14 protein-coding genes are annotated in these 15,497 nt (G+C 53.7%); 11 read left to right on the forward strand and 3 right to left on the reverse strand.

Translation table 11 applies throughout. The features are described 5' to 3' along the window. Window positions 1-8 precede the first annotated feature (8 nt). Window positions 9-989 (reverse strand): 6-phosphofructokinase, encoded by a 981-nt coding sequence (locus tag ACMYSL_RS28790; protein WP_142512746.1) that lies wholly within the window; start codon window positions 987-989, stop codon window positions 9-11. A gap of 484 nt (window positions 990-1,473) precedes the next feature. On the opposite strand from ACMYSL_RS28790, the gene ACMYSL_RS28795 reads away from it, so the two are divergent. From ACMYSL_RS28795 to ACMYSL_RS28845, 11 genes are all read left to right on the forward strand, one after another. After that, window positions 1,474-1,920: a PTS fructose transporter subunit IIA gene (locus ACMYSL_RS28795; RefSeq protein ID WP_142512745.1), complete on the forward strand. Its 447-nt coding sequence runs from the start codon at window positions 1,474-1,476 to the stop codon at window positions 1,918-1,920. 10 nt (window positions 1,921-1,930) lie between these two features. After that, on the forward strand, window positions 1,931-3,376 hold the full coding sequence (locus ACMYSL_RS28800; RefSeq protein ID WP_434660937.1) for a PTS fructose-like transporter subunit IIBC: 1,446 nt from the start codon (window positions 1,931-1,933) through the stop codon (window positions 3,374-3,376). Continuing rightward, complete coding sequence (locus tag ACMYSL_RS28805; RefSeq protein WP_434660939.1) at window positions 3,366-4,436, forward strand: aminopeptidase; 1,071 nt, start codon at window positions 3,366-3,368, stop codon at window positions 4,434-4,436. The genes ACMYSL_RS28800 and ACMYSL_RS28805 overlap by 11 nt, the downstream gene beginning before the upstream one ends. After that, window positions 4,436-6,181: a putative frv operon regulatory protein gene (locus tag ACMYSL_RS28810; protein ID WP_434660940.1), complete on the forward strand. Its 1,746-nt coding sequence runs from the start codon at window positions 4,436-4,438 to the stop codon at window positions 6,179-6,181. The genes ACMYSL_RS28805 and ACMYSL_RS28810 overlap by 1 nt, the downstream gene beginning before the upstream one ends. Before the next feature lie 358 nt (window positions 6,182-6,539). After that, entirely contained in the window at window positions 6,540-9,143 is a 2,604-nt protein-coding gene (locus ACMYSL_RS28815; protein WP_434660942.1) for a sigma 54-interacting transcriptional regulator, read from the forward strand. 172 nt (window positions 9,144-9,315) lie between these two features. Beyond that, window positions 9,316-9,798, forward strand: coding sequence for a PTS sugar transporter subunit IIA (locus ACMYSL_RS28820; protein WP_434660944.1), 483 nt, complete (start codon window positions 9,316-9,318; stop codon window positions 9,796-9,798). Further along, entirely contained in the window at window positions 9,795-10,973 is a 1,179-nt protein-coding gene (locus tag ACMYSL_RS28825) for a glycoside hydrolase family 88 protein (RefSeq protein WP_182235471.1), read from the forward strand. The genes ACMYSL_RS28820 and ACMYSL_RS28825 overlap by 4 nt, the downstream gene beginning before the upstream one ends. Window positions 10,974-10,985: 12 nt before the next feature. After that, the gene (locus ACMYSL_RS28830) at window positions 10,986-11,483 is read left to right on the forward strand and encodes a PTS system mannose/fructose/N-acetylgalactosamine-transporter subunit IIB (RefSeq protein WP_142514950.1); all 498 of its coding nucleotides are present in this window, start codon (window positions 10,986-10,988) and stop codon (window positions 11,481-11,483) included. An 11-nt stretch (window positions 11,484-11,494) separates the two neighbouring features. Beyond that, on the forward strand, window positions 11,495-12,295 hold the full coding sequence (locus tag ACMYSL_RS28835) for a PTS mannose/fructose/sorbose/N-acetylgalactosamine transporter subunit IIC (protein ID WP_142512737.1): 801 nt from the start codon (window positions 11,495-11,497) through the stop codon (window positions 12,293-12,295). After that, window positions 12,288-13,130: a PTS system mannose/fructose/sorbose family transporter subunit IID gene (locus ACMYSL_RS28840; protein WP_142512736.1), complete on the forward strand. Its 843-nt coding sequence runs from the start codon at window positions 12,288-12,290 to the stop codon at window positions 13,128-13,130. The genes ACMYSL_RS28835 and ACMYSL_RS28840 overlap by 8 nt, the downstream gene beginning before the upstream one ends. 268 nt (window positions 13,131-13,398) lie before the next feature. Beyond that, window positions 13,399-14,097 carry an oligogalacturonate-specific porin KdgM family protein gene (locus tag ACMYSL_RS28845; protein WP_434660947.1) on the forward strand — a complete coding sequence of 233 codons (699 nt, stop codon included), beginning with the start codon at window positions 13,399-13,401 and terminating at the stop codon, window positions 14,095-14,097. 118 nt (window positions 14,098-14,215) lie between these two features. Here ACMYSL_RS28845 and ACMYSL_RS28850 read toward each other — a convergent pair whose 3' ends face one another. Both ACMYSL_RS28850 and fdhD read right to left on the reverse strand, forming a co-directional pair. Continuing rightward, entirely contained in the window at window positions 14,216-14,428 is a 213-nt protein-coding gene (locus ACMYSL_RS28850) for a YdgH/BhsA/McbA-like domain containing protein (protein ID WP_112216880.1), read from the reverse strand. Between the two features lie 128 nt (window positions 14,429-14,556). Continuing rightward, window positions 14,557-15,393 carry a formate dehydrogenase accessory sulfurtransferase FdhD gene (fdhD, locus tag ACMYSL_RS28855; protein WP_434660948.1) on the reverse strand — a complete coding sequence of 279 codons (837 nt, stop codon included), beginning with the start codon at window positions 15,391-15,393 and terminating at the stop codon, window positions 14,557-14,559. Window positions 15,394-15,497: the final 104 nt, after the last annotated feature.

Raw genomic sequence — 15,497 nt, forward strand, 5'->3', positions numbered from 1 at the left:
GGGTCTCCTCAAATTATATTGAGTTGTTTGGCAAGTTTATAATGGTGTCCTTCGGTATCTACCAGACGTTTTTTCATACTGACTAAATCAATTGGAATAGGTTTGTTACTTGAATTAATGATAATAGCTTTATTTTTCATCCCTGACTGAATGCAGCGAACGACTTCACTGGCCATAATCGTACCCTGATAAATCTCTTCACAGGTCGGGTCACCGTTACGTAAACCGTAGCCCACAATGGTTTTACGAATACGCACGCCAATTTGCGGTTCAAGCTGCTTAATCATGGTATCAATAGCCCCCTGGAATCCGGGGGAATACTCCCTGGTGTAGCCTTCGGAGCACAGGATCACGACGCTGTTCTGCTTTGCCAGCTTCTGCTTCACGCGCTCGGCAAGCGCAGCCAGCGGCATCTGCGATTCCGGGATCAGGGCGATATCCGCGTTACATTTAATCGCCGATTGCAACGTTAACTCTCCACAATAACCTCCTAATATTTCGACCATAAATACCCGACCAGGCAATGCTCTGCCGGTATTTCTTAAGCGGGAAACTTCTTTAATAATTTGCTCACAGGCGGTAGAGAAACCAATGGTATAATCGCTGCCGTATACATCGTTATCAATCGTCATCCCGACGCCAAAACAGTTAATATCAAACTCACTTAACGTATTGAGAAACTGCAGGCTACCGTCGCCGCCGGCCATAATCAGCACATCAACGCGCAGTGACTTAATTTTTTTAGCGATCGTTTCATATTCACTGCGCAGCAATTTACGACTGGTGCGTCCGGAGGTAATAATCGGAATAGCCGCAATCGAAAAATCAACCAGATCGCGCCAGGCAACTTCTTGATAATTTTTATCCAACAGCCCAGGTATTCCGCCATTAAAAATGGTGATCTCAGCATTCGCCATTTTGGCAATCTGGAATATAAAATTATTAATTCCAGAAACATCTCCACCACTGATAACAATGCCAATTTTCATTACCTGCCCCCGCTGTTTTCTCTGCCAACATTTTTCCCTGACTTCAAGGCTGCTATTTGCAATAGAGATCACAATATGCCGATAATTTTGCTCCAGCCTAATATTGACAACCGCTTTATCACGCTGTTTTTTGTGATCAATATCTCTTTTATAAAGTGAGATCGGCTTAACAGTTAACTTTTTATTTTGTTTAAGATCATTAAGTTACTTAGCCCGATAATTCCCTGCATGGGTTGCGTGTGTTTACCCGGTAATCCCGCTTTTGCGGAAAGAGAGAAATGTGATAAATAGCGCATTTTTTTACGTCAGGAAGGTTCACAGCGCGTTTTTCCGCTGACCCGCACGAACTAGAATTGTGTGCCTGCGCACAAAGCCCACTCGCGCTTACTGGGCAAAATGTCACTGCGCGCTGACATATTGCCGCTCATCTCTTCGCCGTCCCGACGTTAAAATCATATTAATTAGGTTTTAACGGAGTCTCATCATGGCAGCCCTTACAGCGAACTGTATTGACCTGAATATTCAGGGCAATAGCGTTTATTCCATCCTCAAGCAGCTGGCGGATATGGCCTTTCATAACGGCTACGTCAGCGACCGTAATCAGTTTTTGCAAACGCTGTTGCTGCGCGAAAAGCTGCACTCCACTGGTTTTGGTTCGGGCATCGCCGTTCCTCACGGCAAAAACGCCTGCGTGAAGCAGCCCTTCGTCCTGTTCGCGCGTAAATCCGCCAACGTCGACTGGAAAGCCAGCGACGGCGAAGACGTCAACTGCTGGATCTGCCTCGGCGTGCCGCAGGCCGGCGAGGACGACCAGGTCAAAATCATCGGCACCCTGTGTCGCAAAATTATCCATCAGGATTTTATCAACCAGCTGAAACAGGGCGACGCCGACCAGGTGCTGGCGCTGTTAAATCAGACCTTAACCTCATAAGGAAGCGGCTATGGAGTCATCCTTGCGTTTAGTGGCGATCACCAACTGCCCCGCCGGTATCGCCCACACTTACATGGTGGCGGAAGCGCTGGAGCAAAAAGCGCGTTCGCTCGGCCATACGATAAAAGTTGAAACCCAGGGCTCAAGCGGCGTCGAAAACCGCCTGACCAATGAAGAGATTGCCGCTGCGGATTACGTGATTCTGGCGACAGGACGCGGCTTAAGTGCGGATGATCGCGCGCGCTTTGCCGGGAAGAAGGTTTATGAGATCGCCATTTCCCAGGCGTTGAAAAATATCGACCAGATCTTTACCCAGTTGCCCTCTCATTCACAGCTTTTCGCCGCCGATAGCGGCGTCAAGCTGGGCAAACAGGATGTTCAGCAGGGTAGCGTGATGAGCCACCTGATGGCGGGGGTTTCTGCCGCGCTGCCGTTTGTTATCGGCGGTGGTATTCTGGTTGCCATTGCCAACATGCTGGTGCAGTTTGGTTTGCCCTATACCGACATGTCGAAAGGCGCGCCGTCGTTTACCTGGGTCGTCGAATCCATCGGCTATCTCGGCTTCACCTTTATGATCCCGATTATGGGCGCGTACATCGCCTGGTCGATTGGTGATAAACCCGCGTTCGCCCCGGCGTTTCTGGTGTGCTATCTGGCGAACGATAAAGGGCTGCTGGGTACGCAATCCGGCGCGGGATTTCTCGGCGCGGTATTGCTGGGACTGGCAATCGGCTACTTCGTGTTATGGTTTCGCAAGGTACGTCTCGGTAAGGCGCTTCAGCCGCTGCTCGGCTCAATGCTGATCCCGTTCGTCACTCTGCTTGTATTTGGCGTGCTGACGTACTACGTCGTCGGCCCGGTGATGTCCGACATCATGGGTGGCCTGCTGCACTTCCTGAACACTATTCCGCCATCCATGAAAATGGGCGCAGCTTTCCTTGTTGGCGCGATGCTGGCGTTCGACATGGGCGGACCGATCAACAAAACCGCGTGGTTCTTCTGCTTCTCGCTGCTGGAAAAACATATCTATGACTGGTACGCCATCGTTGGCGTGGTGGCGCTGATGCCGCCCGTCGCCGCAGGTATCGCCACCTATATCGCACCGAAGCTGTTTACGCAGCAGGAGAAGGCCGCCGCCAGCAGCGCGATTGTGGTCGGTGCAACCGTCGCTACCGAACCGGCAATTCCTTACGCGCTGGCCGCGCCGCTGCCGATGATTACCGCCAATACGCTCTCCGGCGGCATTACCGGGATGCTGGTGATCGCCTTCGGAATCAAACGTCTGGCGCCGGGTTTAGGTATCTTTGACCCGCTGATCGGCCTGATGTCGCCTGTAGGGTCATTTTATCTGGTGCTGGCGATAGGCCTGGCGCTAAACATTTCGCTAATCATCATTCTGAAAGGATTGTGGCTCAAACGTAAAGCCGCGCAGCAGGAGCTTGTCCATGAACATTGAGTTACTACAGCAGTTATGCGAAGCCAGCGCCGTCAGCGGTGATGAACAGGAAGTTCGCTCGATTTTGATCAATACGCTGGAACCGTGCGTGGATGAAATCACCTTTGACGGCCTCGGCAGCTTTGTCGCCCGCAAAGGAACGCGCGGGCCGAAAGTCGCCATCGTCGGGCATATGGATGAAGTGGGCTTTATGGTGACGTATATCGACGAGAGCGGTTTTATCCGTTTCACCACCATTGGCGGATGGTGGAGTCAGTCGATGCTCAATCACCGGGTGACCGTGCGTAGCCGCGCGGGGGTAAAAATCCCCGGCGTGATTGGCTCTGTAGCACCGCACGCCCTGACGGAAAAGCAGAAACAGCAGCCGCTGTCGTTTGACGAGATGTTCATCGATATTGGCGCGAGCAGCCGCGAAGAGGTGGAAAAACGCGGCATTGCGATCGGCGATTTCATCAGTCCGGAAGCGAACTTTGCCCGCTGGGGCGAAGATAAGATCGTCGGCAAAGCGCTGGATAACCGCGTGGGTTGCGCCCTGATGGCAGAACTTTTACAGGCGGTAGATAACCCCGAAATCACCCTGTACGGCGTCGGCAGCGTTGAAGAAGAAGTGGGGCTGCGCGGGGCGCAAACCTCAGCGGAGCATATCAAACCCGACGTGGTTATCGTGCTGGATACTGCGGTGGCGGGCGACGTGCCCGGCATCGACAGCATCAAATATCCGTTGAAGCTCGGCGACGGGCCGGGGCTGATGCTGTTTGATAAGCGCTATTTCCCCAACCAGCAGCTGGTCGCCGCCTTAAAACAGAGCGCCGGAGACAGCGGAGCCCCATTGCAGTTCTGCACCATGAAAACCGGGGCAACGGACGGTGGACGCTACAATGTGATGGGCGGCGGTCGTCCGGTGGCGGCGCTGTGCCTGCCGACCCGCTATCTGCACGCCAACAGCGGCATGGTTTCGGCAAAAGATTATGACGCACTGTTTATCCTGGTGCGCGAACTGCTGGCCTCGCTGACGGCGGATAAGGTCAAATCCTTCACTGACTTTCGCCAGGTGAGATAATGCTATCGGAACGCCAGTTAAAGGTCGCGGAGATTCTCGAACAGCAGCCCTGCTTGCTGGGCGAACTGGCGCGACAAACTGGCGTATCGAGCCGCACGATCCTGCGCGATATTGATTACCTCAACTTTACCTTCAGCGGTAAGGCCCGCATTCACCCCGGCGGCGGTGCGGGCTACCAGCTGGATATTGTCGACCGGCGCGGCTATTTCCAGCTTTTACAACGTCATGATAATGATGACCGGTTGCTGGCGATATTACTGCTTAACCCATTTACCACCCGCGTACAGCTCGCCGCGACGCTGAATTTACCGGAGACCTGGGTCGCCGACAGGTTGCCGCGCCTGAAGCAGCGCTACGAACGTGCCTTCTGCATCGCAAGCCGTCCCGGCGTCGGGCACTTTATTGATGAGCCTGAAGATAAGCGCCTTATCCTGCTGGCGAATCTGCTGAAAAAAGATCCGCTGTTGATTCCTCTGCCGGGCATGACGCGCGAGAACATCGATCAGCTTCAGCAGGCCTGTGAAAATCTGCATGCTTTTGCGCTGGTTTCCGGAGAGTATCTCGCAAGCGTGGTGCTTGCCGTTTATGCCCTGCGCAACCAGCTCGCCGCCGCCTGGCCTGAGTGTCAGCATAGTGCGCTTAATAATGCGGTGGAGCAGGCGGGAATTTATCTCGGCGACAAGGCGTTCAGCACGCTGGTTGGGCTGCTGGAAATGCAGCAACAGCATACCGCTGCGATTTCCGAAGAGGGCGTCGTGTCGCTGCTAAAATCGCTACCCGGCGTCACCCCGCTGAATATTATCGACGAACAGCTAGTCGAAAATATTACCGGTCACCTCCTGCGCTGCGTCGCCGCCCCGGTATGGATCCCGGAACATCGACAGGGCAGCATGAACAACCTGAAGGCCGCCTGGCCCGCCGCCTTCGACATGAGCCTGCGCTTTATCGCCCGGCTTCGCGAACAGTTGGATATTCCTCTGTTCGACAGCGACCTGATTGGGCTCTATTTTGCCTGTGCTCTGGAACGGCATCAGAACGAGCGCCAGCCGATTATTTTGCTCTCCGATCAGAACGCCATCGCCACCATTAATCAGCAGGCGATTGAGCGGGATGTGCTGAATTGCCGGGTGATTATTGCGCGCAGCACGGGCGAATTAAGCGCCATCAGCGAAGAGGTCACTCCGCTATTAATCATCAACAATAGCCACTATCTGCTTGATGATGCTTTAAAAAATGTTCTTACCATCAAAAACATTATCACCGCAGCCGGTACCGAGCAGATTAAAAATTTCCTCGCCACGGCCTTTATCCGCCAGCAGCCTGAGCGTTTCTTTTCACAGCAGGGCAGCTTCCATTACGCCAATGCGGCGGGCGAAAGCTGGCAGGAGATTATCGGCCGAATTTGCGGACAGCTTGTCGCACAGGGTCATATCACCGAAGACGAGGCGCTGCGCATCTGCGCCAGGGAGCATGAGGGCGAAAACCTGATTGTGAATCGCCTGGCGATCCCCCACTGCTGGAGCGAGCAGGAACGCCGCTTTCGCGGGTTCTTTATCACCCTCGCGCGTCCCATGCAGGTCAATAACGAGCCGGTCAGCCATGTGCTCATCGCCTGCGCCGCCGCCGACGCGCGCCATGAGTTAAAAATCTTTAGCTATTTATCCAGCGTGCTGTGCCGTCATCCGGCGGACACTATTGCGGGACTGGCGGGGTATGAAGCATTTATTGCGCTGCTCCGGGAGTAAAGCTCTTCAGAACTTTCAGATTGCTGACAAAGTGCGATTCTCTGGAATTGCCCGGCGGCGCTTCGCTTGCGCGGCCTACGGAGTATGGGTTTGTAGGCCGGGTAAGGCGCTAGCCGCCACCCGGCAAAAAATGCGAGCACTCTATTGTCATCAATCTCAAAAGCTCTTCAAACCTTAACTATCGCCCCCCTGTTTACCCCCCTGCAAAATGTGTGGCGATCTCCATCACATTCCAATCAAAACGTAGTTTCATTTTTAATTCATGGCGTGGAAAGTATTCAGTGTCTAATGAAAACAGTAGTGTCTAGTGTCTAAATTAAATCGACGCTATTTTCTACTCTATGCGGAACACTGAAAAATGGCGCTGTCGGCGAAAGAAAAGTTATTTCACAAAATACTCACCCATTATGCGCAGAAACCCGCAGGTTTCACGGCTCAGGACTGCGCTGACTTTATGCAGGTTAACCGCAGCGTCATCAGTCATTACCTCAACAGGCTGTGTGATGACGGCCATCTGAGTAAAGAAAATACCCGCCCGGTTCGCTTCTTTGTGCAGCAAAATGGCGTAAAAAACGCGCAGGCGTCTCGCATAGTGTCGAAAAAGCACGACGCCTTTCAGCAGTTGATCGGCGCACAGGGAAGCCTGGCGGAAGCAATCGCGCTTTGCCGCTCGGCGGTGGATTATCCCGGCGACGGTCTGCCTGTCCTGCTCTCCGGGGAAAGCGGCGTCGGTAAGAGCCATCTGGCGGCGCTGATTTATCAATATGCCATCGAGCGCAACGTCATTGCGGCGGATAAGCCGTTCGTTGAACTGAACTGTGCCGACTACGCCAATAACCCGGAGCTGCTTTCAGCAACGCTTTTCGGCTATACGCGCGGTGCGTTCACCGGGGCCGACCGCGAAAAGCGCGGGGCCTTTGATGATGCGGATGGCGGGTTTCTGTTTCTCGATGAGGTCCATCGACTGTCGGCTGAGAACCAGGAGAAGCTGTTTCTGTTTATGGACAAAGGCTATTTCTATCGTCTCGGCGATAACCGCACGCGCCATCCGGCGTCGCTGCGCTTTATTTTCGCCACCACGGAGAATATCGACACCGTCCTGCTCAACACTTTTCGCCGCCGAATTCCGGTGCGCGTGACGCTGCCCAACTATATTTCACGCCCACTCACCGAGCGCGTCGCTCAGGTTAGCCATTTTTTGCATCAGGAAGCGCTCAGCCTGCGCCGGGATATTCATCTCGATAATCCGCTCATGCATCAACTGGTAACCTCGCCGGTGCGCGGCAATATCGGCGAGCTAAAAAATCAGATCAAAGTCATGTGCGCCAGCGCCTGGAGCGATAATCGCGAGACCTCCGTGATTACGCTACGCGGCCCCTCGTCCGGCGGCGAAATAATCAGAATTACCGCTAACCCTGATGATGATGCGCTTAATGTCAGCCAGTTGCTGCCAAAAGCGATGCACGATGCGGTTATTTTTCGCGACTTTTGCCATAGCGGCAACGTGCTGTTGCTCAATCGCAAAATGGAACAGCTGCTGACCACGGTCAGCGGCGCGGTTGCCGCCGAGTCGCTGTATAGCGGCTATATCTGGCAGAACACCGCTCATGCGTTGAACGAGCTGGAGAGCCTGACCGGTATCAGCTGTAGCCAGGAGATCCACAAAGCCGTATGGCTCTGCGTCAGCTATGCGCTGCATCCTTCTCAGGAGGCGGTCAACGCGAGCGAGCTACAGACGATTTCCGACTATGTTTCCGCGAAGGCGCGCCTGCTGGCGGAAGAGTGCCTCGCCTTGCTGAACAAACACGTCACCCACCAGCCGCTGCCCCTCTTGCTGCCGCTGTTAAGCTGTGCTTTTCATACCCTGGCCGGTGAAGACGACCCCATTCAGGGCATTATCGTTTCCCACGGTCGCGCCACCGCATCGAGCATTGCCGGTATCGCCAATCAGTTGACCGGCGGCTACTACTTTAAAGCCTTCGATATGGCCAACGCGACCTCCACCAGGGAAATCATCGACCTGCTGATTGCCCACGTCTCGCGCCTCAAACAAGGGGGCGGGCTGATTATCCTGGTGGATATGGGGTCGCTAAAAGAGATCTACGAAGAAATTAAGCTTCACCTGCATGGTGAACTGTTGGTTATCAACAACGTCAGCACCGCCATGGCGCTGGATATTGCCGCCAAAATTCAGGACAAACTGTCGATGGAGGCAATTATTGAGAGCGCCAAAGGGGCGTATGAGGTTGAAACCCGCTACTACGCCGGGATCTTGCCGGGGAATAAAATCATTATCTCCTGCATCTCCGGCGAAGGGATCTCCCGCAAGCTGAAAGATATCGTCCAGCGATTTCTGGCGCAGGAGGAGATCGACATCATTACGATGGAGTATGACGATCTGAAGTGGAAAATCGCCCACGCCGACCCGGCACTAAACGGCACCCGGCTTATCATCACCACCACCGATCTGGAAGCGGGCTATATTCCGCTGCTAAGCGTAGAGCAGTTGATTAAAGAAAAGACGCTGGTGTTAAAGCGCGACTACTTCAACGGGCTGCTGATGGAAGGCGGTCTGGAGCCGATGATTGATGAAGTCGTGAAGCTGTTTACCGTCGAAGGCGTCGCCAGCCGTCTCAACTTCCTCAACCCGGTGGTGATTATTGATGAAGTCGAAGCGGTGATTAAACAGTATGAATCCTTCTACAAAATCCATTTTGAAAGCTACCTGCGCATCAATCTGTTTATGCATATCGCGCTGATGATTGAGCGGGTAATGGTCAATAACGGCGTGCGCCATCGCGAAGAGGCGGAGCTGACGCTGGAGCAGCAAGCGTTTGTCGCCGTCCACGACACCTTTTTCCAGGCACTGAACCGTAAATACAATATCACCCTGCCGATCACCGAAGTGCTGATGATCTATGAAATCATGGAGCCATGGATCGCCTTTGACCCCATCAATTAACCTCCCGCCGCCAGCTTCGGCTGGCCCCATCGACACTGGTTACCCCACCCATTTCAACACTGAAATTAGCGTCCAAAAATTAATTTTTCACCTTTAAAAACAAACAAATATAAACATGGCACGCTGATTGCAAAATCCCTGGCAGATACCTGAAAAGATTAAGGAACGCGAAATGCGAGAGATGTACATCGCAACTCATGGCCGCTATGCCGAAGGGATTGTCTCGGCGTTAAATCTGCTGATTGGCGACGACCACGGCGTCACGCCCGTTTGCGCCTACTGCGGCGAAATTGGCTCAACGGCAGAGCTGGCAGCCCGCTTTAACGCCATCGCTCAGCAGGCCGCCGGTCGTGGCAATGAACTGGTGCTGTTTACCGATATGCCCGGCGGCAGCGTCAACAATACCGCCGTGCAGATGATGGTCAAATACCCTCACGCCCACGTTATCAGCGGCGCCAACCTGATTATGTTGATGGAGTTTTGCATGTCGGAACACTCTGATACCGCGCAGCGACTTCAGGATGCGGTTGCCGCCGCCAGCGGGGCGATGCAGTACATGAATCTGCTGCCGGAAATCATCTCGGCGCGCCAGGCGACGCAGCAGCAGACCCAGGACGATATTGACGATTTTTTTGCCGGGGAGGAAAACCTGTGACTATCGCACTCGAAGCGCTTGATACCCGCTACTTCTCACCGCCGCCGGGGCTGGATAAGAGGTGGCTCGACGAAGCCATCGCTGAAGTGCTGGGCCAGCTCGATGCCATGCTGCCGCGCTTTACGGCAACGTTTCCCGCCGCCAGTGCCACCCATGGTTGCTACGCAAGCGTGGAGAAAGTCGACTGGACCGAGGGATTCTGGACCGGGATGCTGTGGCTCGCCTGGGAGGTGACCGGCGATGAAAAATACCGCGCGGTGGCGGAAAGCCTGCTCGACAGCTTTGAAGAGCGGCTCGATCAGCAGATCAAAGTCGATACCCACGACCTCGGCTTTCTCTATCTGCTCTCCTGCGTTAATGCCTGGAAGCTCACCGGCAACCTGCGCGCCCGCGAACTCGCCCTGCGCGCCGCCGAGCAGCTGTATCGCCGCTTTAACGCCACGGCGGGCGTGATTCAGGCATGGGGAGATTTAAACGACCCGGCGCGTCAGGGGCGGATGATCATCGACTGCAACCTCAATGTCCCACTGCTGTTTTGGGCCGCCGACGAGACCGGTAACGCACAGTGGCGGGAAGCCGCCAGCCGCCATCTGGCGCAGGCTGCGCGCTATCTGGTGCGTGAAGACGCGTCGACCTTTCATACGTTTTATATGGATGTGAATAGCGGCCAGCCGCTGCGCGGCGATACGCATCAGGGATTCAGCGACAGCTCCTGCTGGTCACGCGGTCAGGCGTGGGGAATTTACGGTTTCGCGCTGGGATATGCCCATACCGGCGATGCCTGGCAACCCGAGCTCTCTCGCCGCCTGGTGCACTATTTTCTTAACCGCTTACCGGACGATTTTGTCTGCTACTGGGATCTGATTTTTACCGCTGAAGATAACCAGTACCGGGACACGTCTGCGGCGGCGATCGCCGCCTGCGGTCTGGCGGAATTGCTGAAGCTGCTGCCGCTAACCGACCCGCTGCGTCCGGCCTACGCCAACGCTATCGACTTGATGATGCGCAATTTACGCGAGCATTACTTTGCCCACGCGCAGGACGGCCTGCTGCGCGAAGGCGTTTACAACTTTGGCCGCAATATGGGTATTAACGAACCAAACCTCTGGGGCGATTATTTTTATTTCGAAGCCCTGGTTCGCCTTTCCCGCGTCTGGACCCCCTACTTTTGCTAACTGGAGCTACACATGATTTCTTTAGTACGTATTGATGATCGTTTGATCCACGGACAGGTTGCCGTGGTCTGGACCAAGCATCTGGGCGTGAACCGCATTCTGGTCGCCAATGACCAGATCGTGAATAACGAAGTGCAAAAAATGTCGCTGCGCATGGCGGCTCCCGATACCGCCAAGTGCGCCATTATGGCGGTGAAAGACGCGGGCGATGTGCTTAACGACCCACGTTCGGAAGCGATGAAAATTATGGTGATCGTAAACAATGCTGCCGATGCCCGCCGTCTGGTCGAGCAGGTGTCGGGGATAAAAACTCTGAACGTCGCCAACTTCGGACGCATTACCGACAATCTGGCGGCGAAAAAGCGCATAAGTGACACCGTCTACGTGACGCCGGAAGATGTGGCGGATTTCCACGCCATCGCCGACCGCGGCGTGGCCGTTGAATATCAGGTCCTGCCTTCTCACCCGGTGAAAAACCTGATTGAGATGCTGGATAACGCCGCCAACTAAGCGAGGTCGCTATGTTAACGTCTGCATTACTTGTCGCGTTGGTGATGTATATCGCCAAGTTCGCCGACCATACCCTGGGCCAACCGTTAATCGAACGACCGCTGATCTGCGGCGCGATGGTCGGTTTGGTGCTGGGTGATGTCCAGCAGGGCATTATTATCGGCGCCACGCTGGAGCTGATTTTCCTTGGCACCATCACCATCGGCGGCTCCGTTCCCGCAGATCTGGCGGTGGGTTCGGTGCTGGCTACCGCGTTTACCATCCTTACCCACGCGGAACCGGCGGTGGCCGTTGCGCTGGCGCTGCCCATCAGCCTGCTGGCGGTGTTTGTCTACCAGGTGCTGAAGCTGGTTTATACCGCCCTGGTCGAGAAATATGACGCATTGCTTGAAGAGGGGCGCGACCGTGCCGCGCTCGGCATCACGTTCGGTATGACGATGTTTTACGGCGTGCCGTTCGCGGTGCTGGCGTTCTTCGGTATTTTGTTCGGCACCGATGTTATCCGCAGCCTGGTCGAGAGCATCCCGGATACCGTCATGCGCGGAATGACTGCGGTAGGCGGCATTTTGCCAGCGCTGGGATTCGCCATTCTGCTCAAGGCGCTATGGAACCGGAACATCGCGGCGTTCTTCTTTATCGGCTTTGCCATGGCGGCCTATCTGCAGTTGCCGATCATGGGCATTGCGATTATTGCCGCGTCCGTTGCCGTTTATCTGTGCTTTAACGAGTTCAACCAGCTTAAAGCGAACAAACAAGCGGCGACCGCCGCAACCCCGTCAGTTGACGATAAGGATGGGTTCTTCAATGACTGATATCCATAACAACGCAGTGAGCGCGTACAGCGACAGCAAGAGTGAGAAAAAGATGTTCCGCCAGCTGTTCTTCCGTCAGTTCCAGTTGCTGGGTTCGATGAACTTCACCCGCATGGAGGGATTGAGCTACGGCTGGGCCATCGCGCCGATGCTGAAAAAAATCTATGCTGGCGACCCGCATCGCTATACTGAGTCGCTCAAACGTAACAGCCAGTTCTTCAATACCAACCAGCATTTAGCGCCGTTTATTATGGGCCTGACGCTGTCGATGGAGAAAGAGAACGCAGCCAATCCGAACTTTGATACTTCCAGTATTAACGGCATCAAAGTGGCGCTAATGGGACCATTCGCAGGAGTCGGGGATTCCTTCTTCTACGGCGTGCTGCGCATTATCGCCACCGGGATCGCCATTGGTCTGGCGTCGCAGGGTAACCCGCTGGGGCCGCTGCTGTTCCTGCTGATTTACAATATTCCCAGCTATCTGCTGCGCTATTACGGCGGGGTAATGGGCTACCGTCTGGGATCAAAATACATTGCCGAAGCAACACAGTCTGGGCTGCTGAGCTGCATAACGAAAGCCTCGGCGATGATGGGCTTGATGATGGTGGGGGCAATGAGCGCCAGCATGGTGAAGTTTACGACCACCTTCAAAACGACCATCGCCGGACAGCCCTTTGTGCTGCAGGAGATCCTCGACAAAATTTGCGTCGGGCTGATACCTCTGCTTTTAGTTCTGGGCTGCCTGAAGCTGCTGAATAAAAAGGTTAGCCCAAATAAGGTATTAATTATGTTAATTGTCTTTGGCTTTGCGGCGGCTGGCGTTGGGATAATTTAATTTATCATCAAGCTCCCTGTAATAAAGGGATAGAACAGGTAGCCCGGACAGAACCACGCTGCTGGTTATTTCCCGGAGGCGGCGCGTTGCGCCTGTCCGGGCTACAAAAGCCCTATAAATGGTTAATGTTTAAATAGAAAAACCGTCAACACCGAATAACAACAAGAAATATTACAATCAATATATTTATTTAAGGATTTTATATTCTGACGCAGTAATTGTATTTATTCGCAAATAATGGCACTCAATAAATCCTACAGGAATAAAAATGAAAATATTACGCACGCTGTTGATAGGCATACCGCTGTCCTGCTTTACGCTAAACGTATTTGCCGCAGCCACCTGGGTTGATAATCGCTACGCACACACCACGGCCGCTGAGAAAAATCAGTACAAAATAGGTCTGGGCCATATATTTGATAACGGCGCAGGAGTACTGGCTTCTGCTATGTACGATCTCGGGCAAGACTTTAATCAAATGAAAAGCTCTTTTCAGGAGTTTGAAGGTTGGTATCCCATTCCGCTTAATGAAAAATGGACGCTGACGCCGGGGGGATTAACCGATATTGATAGTAATGGGACGAAGCTGGCTCCTTATATCAGCCTCGATTATAAAATCAGTAAAAAATTAAGTTTTAGCAGCCGCTATCGCTATAACCATATGACCCATAAAGAGCGCGATTATAATGGCGAGATGGATTATAACGACAGCCATCAGTTCGACCTGTTCCTGAATTACCAGGCGACAGAGAAACTGTGGCTCCAGCTCAACCCGGAATTTTTCGTTAACACCAACGACTTCAATGCTTCTAACGGGCAGAAAACCCACTGGGAACCGAGCATCGTGGCACGCTACCGTGTTGATAAGCACTGGCTTCCTTATGCGGAAGTCGCCTGGCTGGATCAAGACCAGAATCATGACAATCAAGTGCGATTCCGTCTCGGAATTCGCTATTACTTCGATTAAATGCAACCAGGACACAAGCTATTGTGCCCGCATTTCTGCCGGGCGGCGGCTAACGCCTTGCCCGGCTTCAGGCACAAAAAAAGCGCCCTGAGGCGCTCTTTCGACAGTAGCTTTAAGCTTATTTGTTCAGTTCCGCTGTCATGTGCACGCGGTTACCGGTAAATGCTTCGGTAATTTTGTAAGACGACGCGCCAGCAGCCTGGGCCTGAGCGGCGATTTGCGCTTCTGCGCCGTCGATAGTCATAGCGGTAGCGGTCACGGTTTCAGCGGCGAAGGAACCAAAAGAAGCGGCCAGAGCGATAACTGCGACAAAAGTTTTGATGCTTTTCATGATATAAACCCTTTACGTTAGTTGTTTGTATAAGGCGCTTTGCCTTGATGTGATAAATAATAGCCCTCACATCAGCAAACAAAAAGCGGAAGGATTTGTTGTCATCATTCAAAAAATTTGACTTAAATTTAACCCGCAATTAACCGCTGTGGATGCGTATAGATAGTCGCCCTGCCCGGCTTACAGAAACCCACCAGCGTCAGGTTGCAGCGCTCGGCAACTTCTACTGCCAGCATCGTAGCGGCAGAAACCGCAAACAGGATTTCCACTCCGCACATGGCCGCCTTCTGCACCATTTCATAGCTGGCGCGGCTGGAGACTAACGCGGCGCCATTGTGCCAGGCATCCCCCAGTTCCGCACGGCGTCCGAGGAGTTTATCCAGCGCCACGTGACGACCCACGTCTTCATAGCCGCCCAAGAGATCGCCGGAAGGACGAACCCAGGCCGCGGCATGCGTACAGCCGGTCAGGCGACCTATCGGCTGGAAATCGTTCAGATGCGCCAGCGCGCGATCAAGATTCGCCAGGTCGAACGTCTGGGTAAACGGTAGCGGCTGCACCGGCTTACCGATATCGTTGAGCTGCTCCACGCCGCAGACGCCGCAGCCGGTGCGCCCGGCCAACGCGCGACGGCGCTCTTTCAGCCCCATAAAGCGGCGGCTGGACAGCTCAATTTGTACTTCCAGGCCATTGCAAGCCTGTACGACATCCATCGCATAAATTTCACGTCGATTTTCTATAATCCCTTCGGATAAGGAAAATCCCACGGCGAATTGCTGCAGATCCTTCGGCGTCGCCATCATCACGACGTGCGAGATACCGTTATAAACCAGAGCAACAGGTACTTCTTCAGCTAACTCGTCTGGATGAGGATGTTGCAGATCTTCGCGTTTCCAGAGCATAACCTGACGATAACCTGTGACATATGTCACACTTTTGACTTGTTCGAGAGGGTTCTTATTCACTTTGTCTTAACCGTATTGGAACAGGCATACACACAATGTGGTATTCTGTTTATATCCCTCCAGGAACGAGGGAAATTACCCTAATTCTGAACCTTTGCGGCCCT

It is taken from the genome of Klebsiella sp. MISC125 (assembly GCF_051131775.1).
Classification (GTDB): domain Bacteria; phylum Pseudomonadota; class Gammaproteobacteria; order Enterobacterales; family Enterobacteriaceae; genus Klebsiella.

What these genes read in the sequence shown, in the direction of transcription:
- ACMYSL_RS28790 (WP_142512746.1), bottom strand. Translation starts at nt 989, where the DNA reads ATGAAAATTGGCATTGTTATCAGTGGTGGAGATGTTTCTGGAATTAAT.
- ACMYSL_RS28805 (WP_434660939.1), top strand. Translation starts at nt 3,366, where the DNA reads ATGAACATTGAGTTACTACAGCAGTTATGCGAAGCCAGCGCCGTCAGC.
- ACMYSL_RS28830 (WP_142514950.1), top strand. Translation starts at nt 10,986, where the DNA reads ATGATTTCTTTAGTACGTATTGATGATCGTTTGATCCACGGACAGGTT.
- ACMYSL_RS28835 (WP_142512737.1), top strand. Translation starts at nt 11,495, where the DNA reads ATGTTAACGTCTGCATTACTTGTCGCGTTGGTGATGTATATCGCCAAG.
- ACMYSL_RS28850 (WP_112216880.1), bottom strand. Translation starts at nt 14,428, where the DNA reads ATGAAAAGCATCAAAACTTTTGTCGCAGTTATCGCTCTGGCCGCTTCT.
- ACMYSL_RS28845 (WP_434660947.1), top strand. Translation starts at nt 13,399, where the DNA reads ATGAAAATATTACGCACGCTGTTGATAGGCATACCGCTGTCCTGCTTT.
- ACMYSL_RS28800 (WP_434660937.1), top strand. Translation starts at nt 1,931, where the DNA reads ATGGAGTCATCCTTGCGTTTAGTGGCGATCACCAACTGCCCCGCCGGT.
- ACMYSL_RS28795 (WP_142512745.1), top strand. Translation starts at nt 1,474, where the DNA reads ATGGCAGCCCTTACAGCGAACTGTATTGACCTGAATATTCAGGGCAAT.
- ACMYSL_RS28810 (WP_434660940.1), top strand. Translation starts at nt 4,436, where the DNA reads ATGCTATCGGAACGCCAGTTAAAGGTCGCGGAGATTCTCGAACAGCAG.
- ACMYSL_RS28815 (WP_434660942.1), top strand. Translation starts at nt 6,540, where the DNA reads ATGGCGCTGTCGGCGAAAGAAAAGTTATTTCACAAAATACTCACCCAT.
- ACMYSL_RS28820 (WP_434660944.1), top strand. Translation starts at nt 9,316, where the DNA reads ATGCGAGAGATGTACATCGCAACTCATGGCCGCTATGCCGAAGGGATT.
- ACMYSL_RS28840 (WP_142512736.1), top strand. Translation starts at nt 12,288, where the DNA reads ATGACTGATATCCATAACAACGCAGTGAGCGCGTACAGCGACAGCAAG.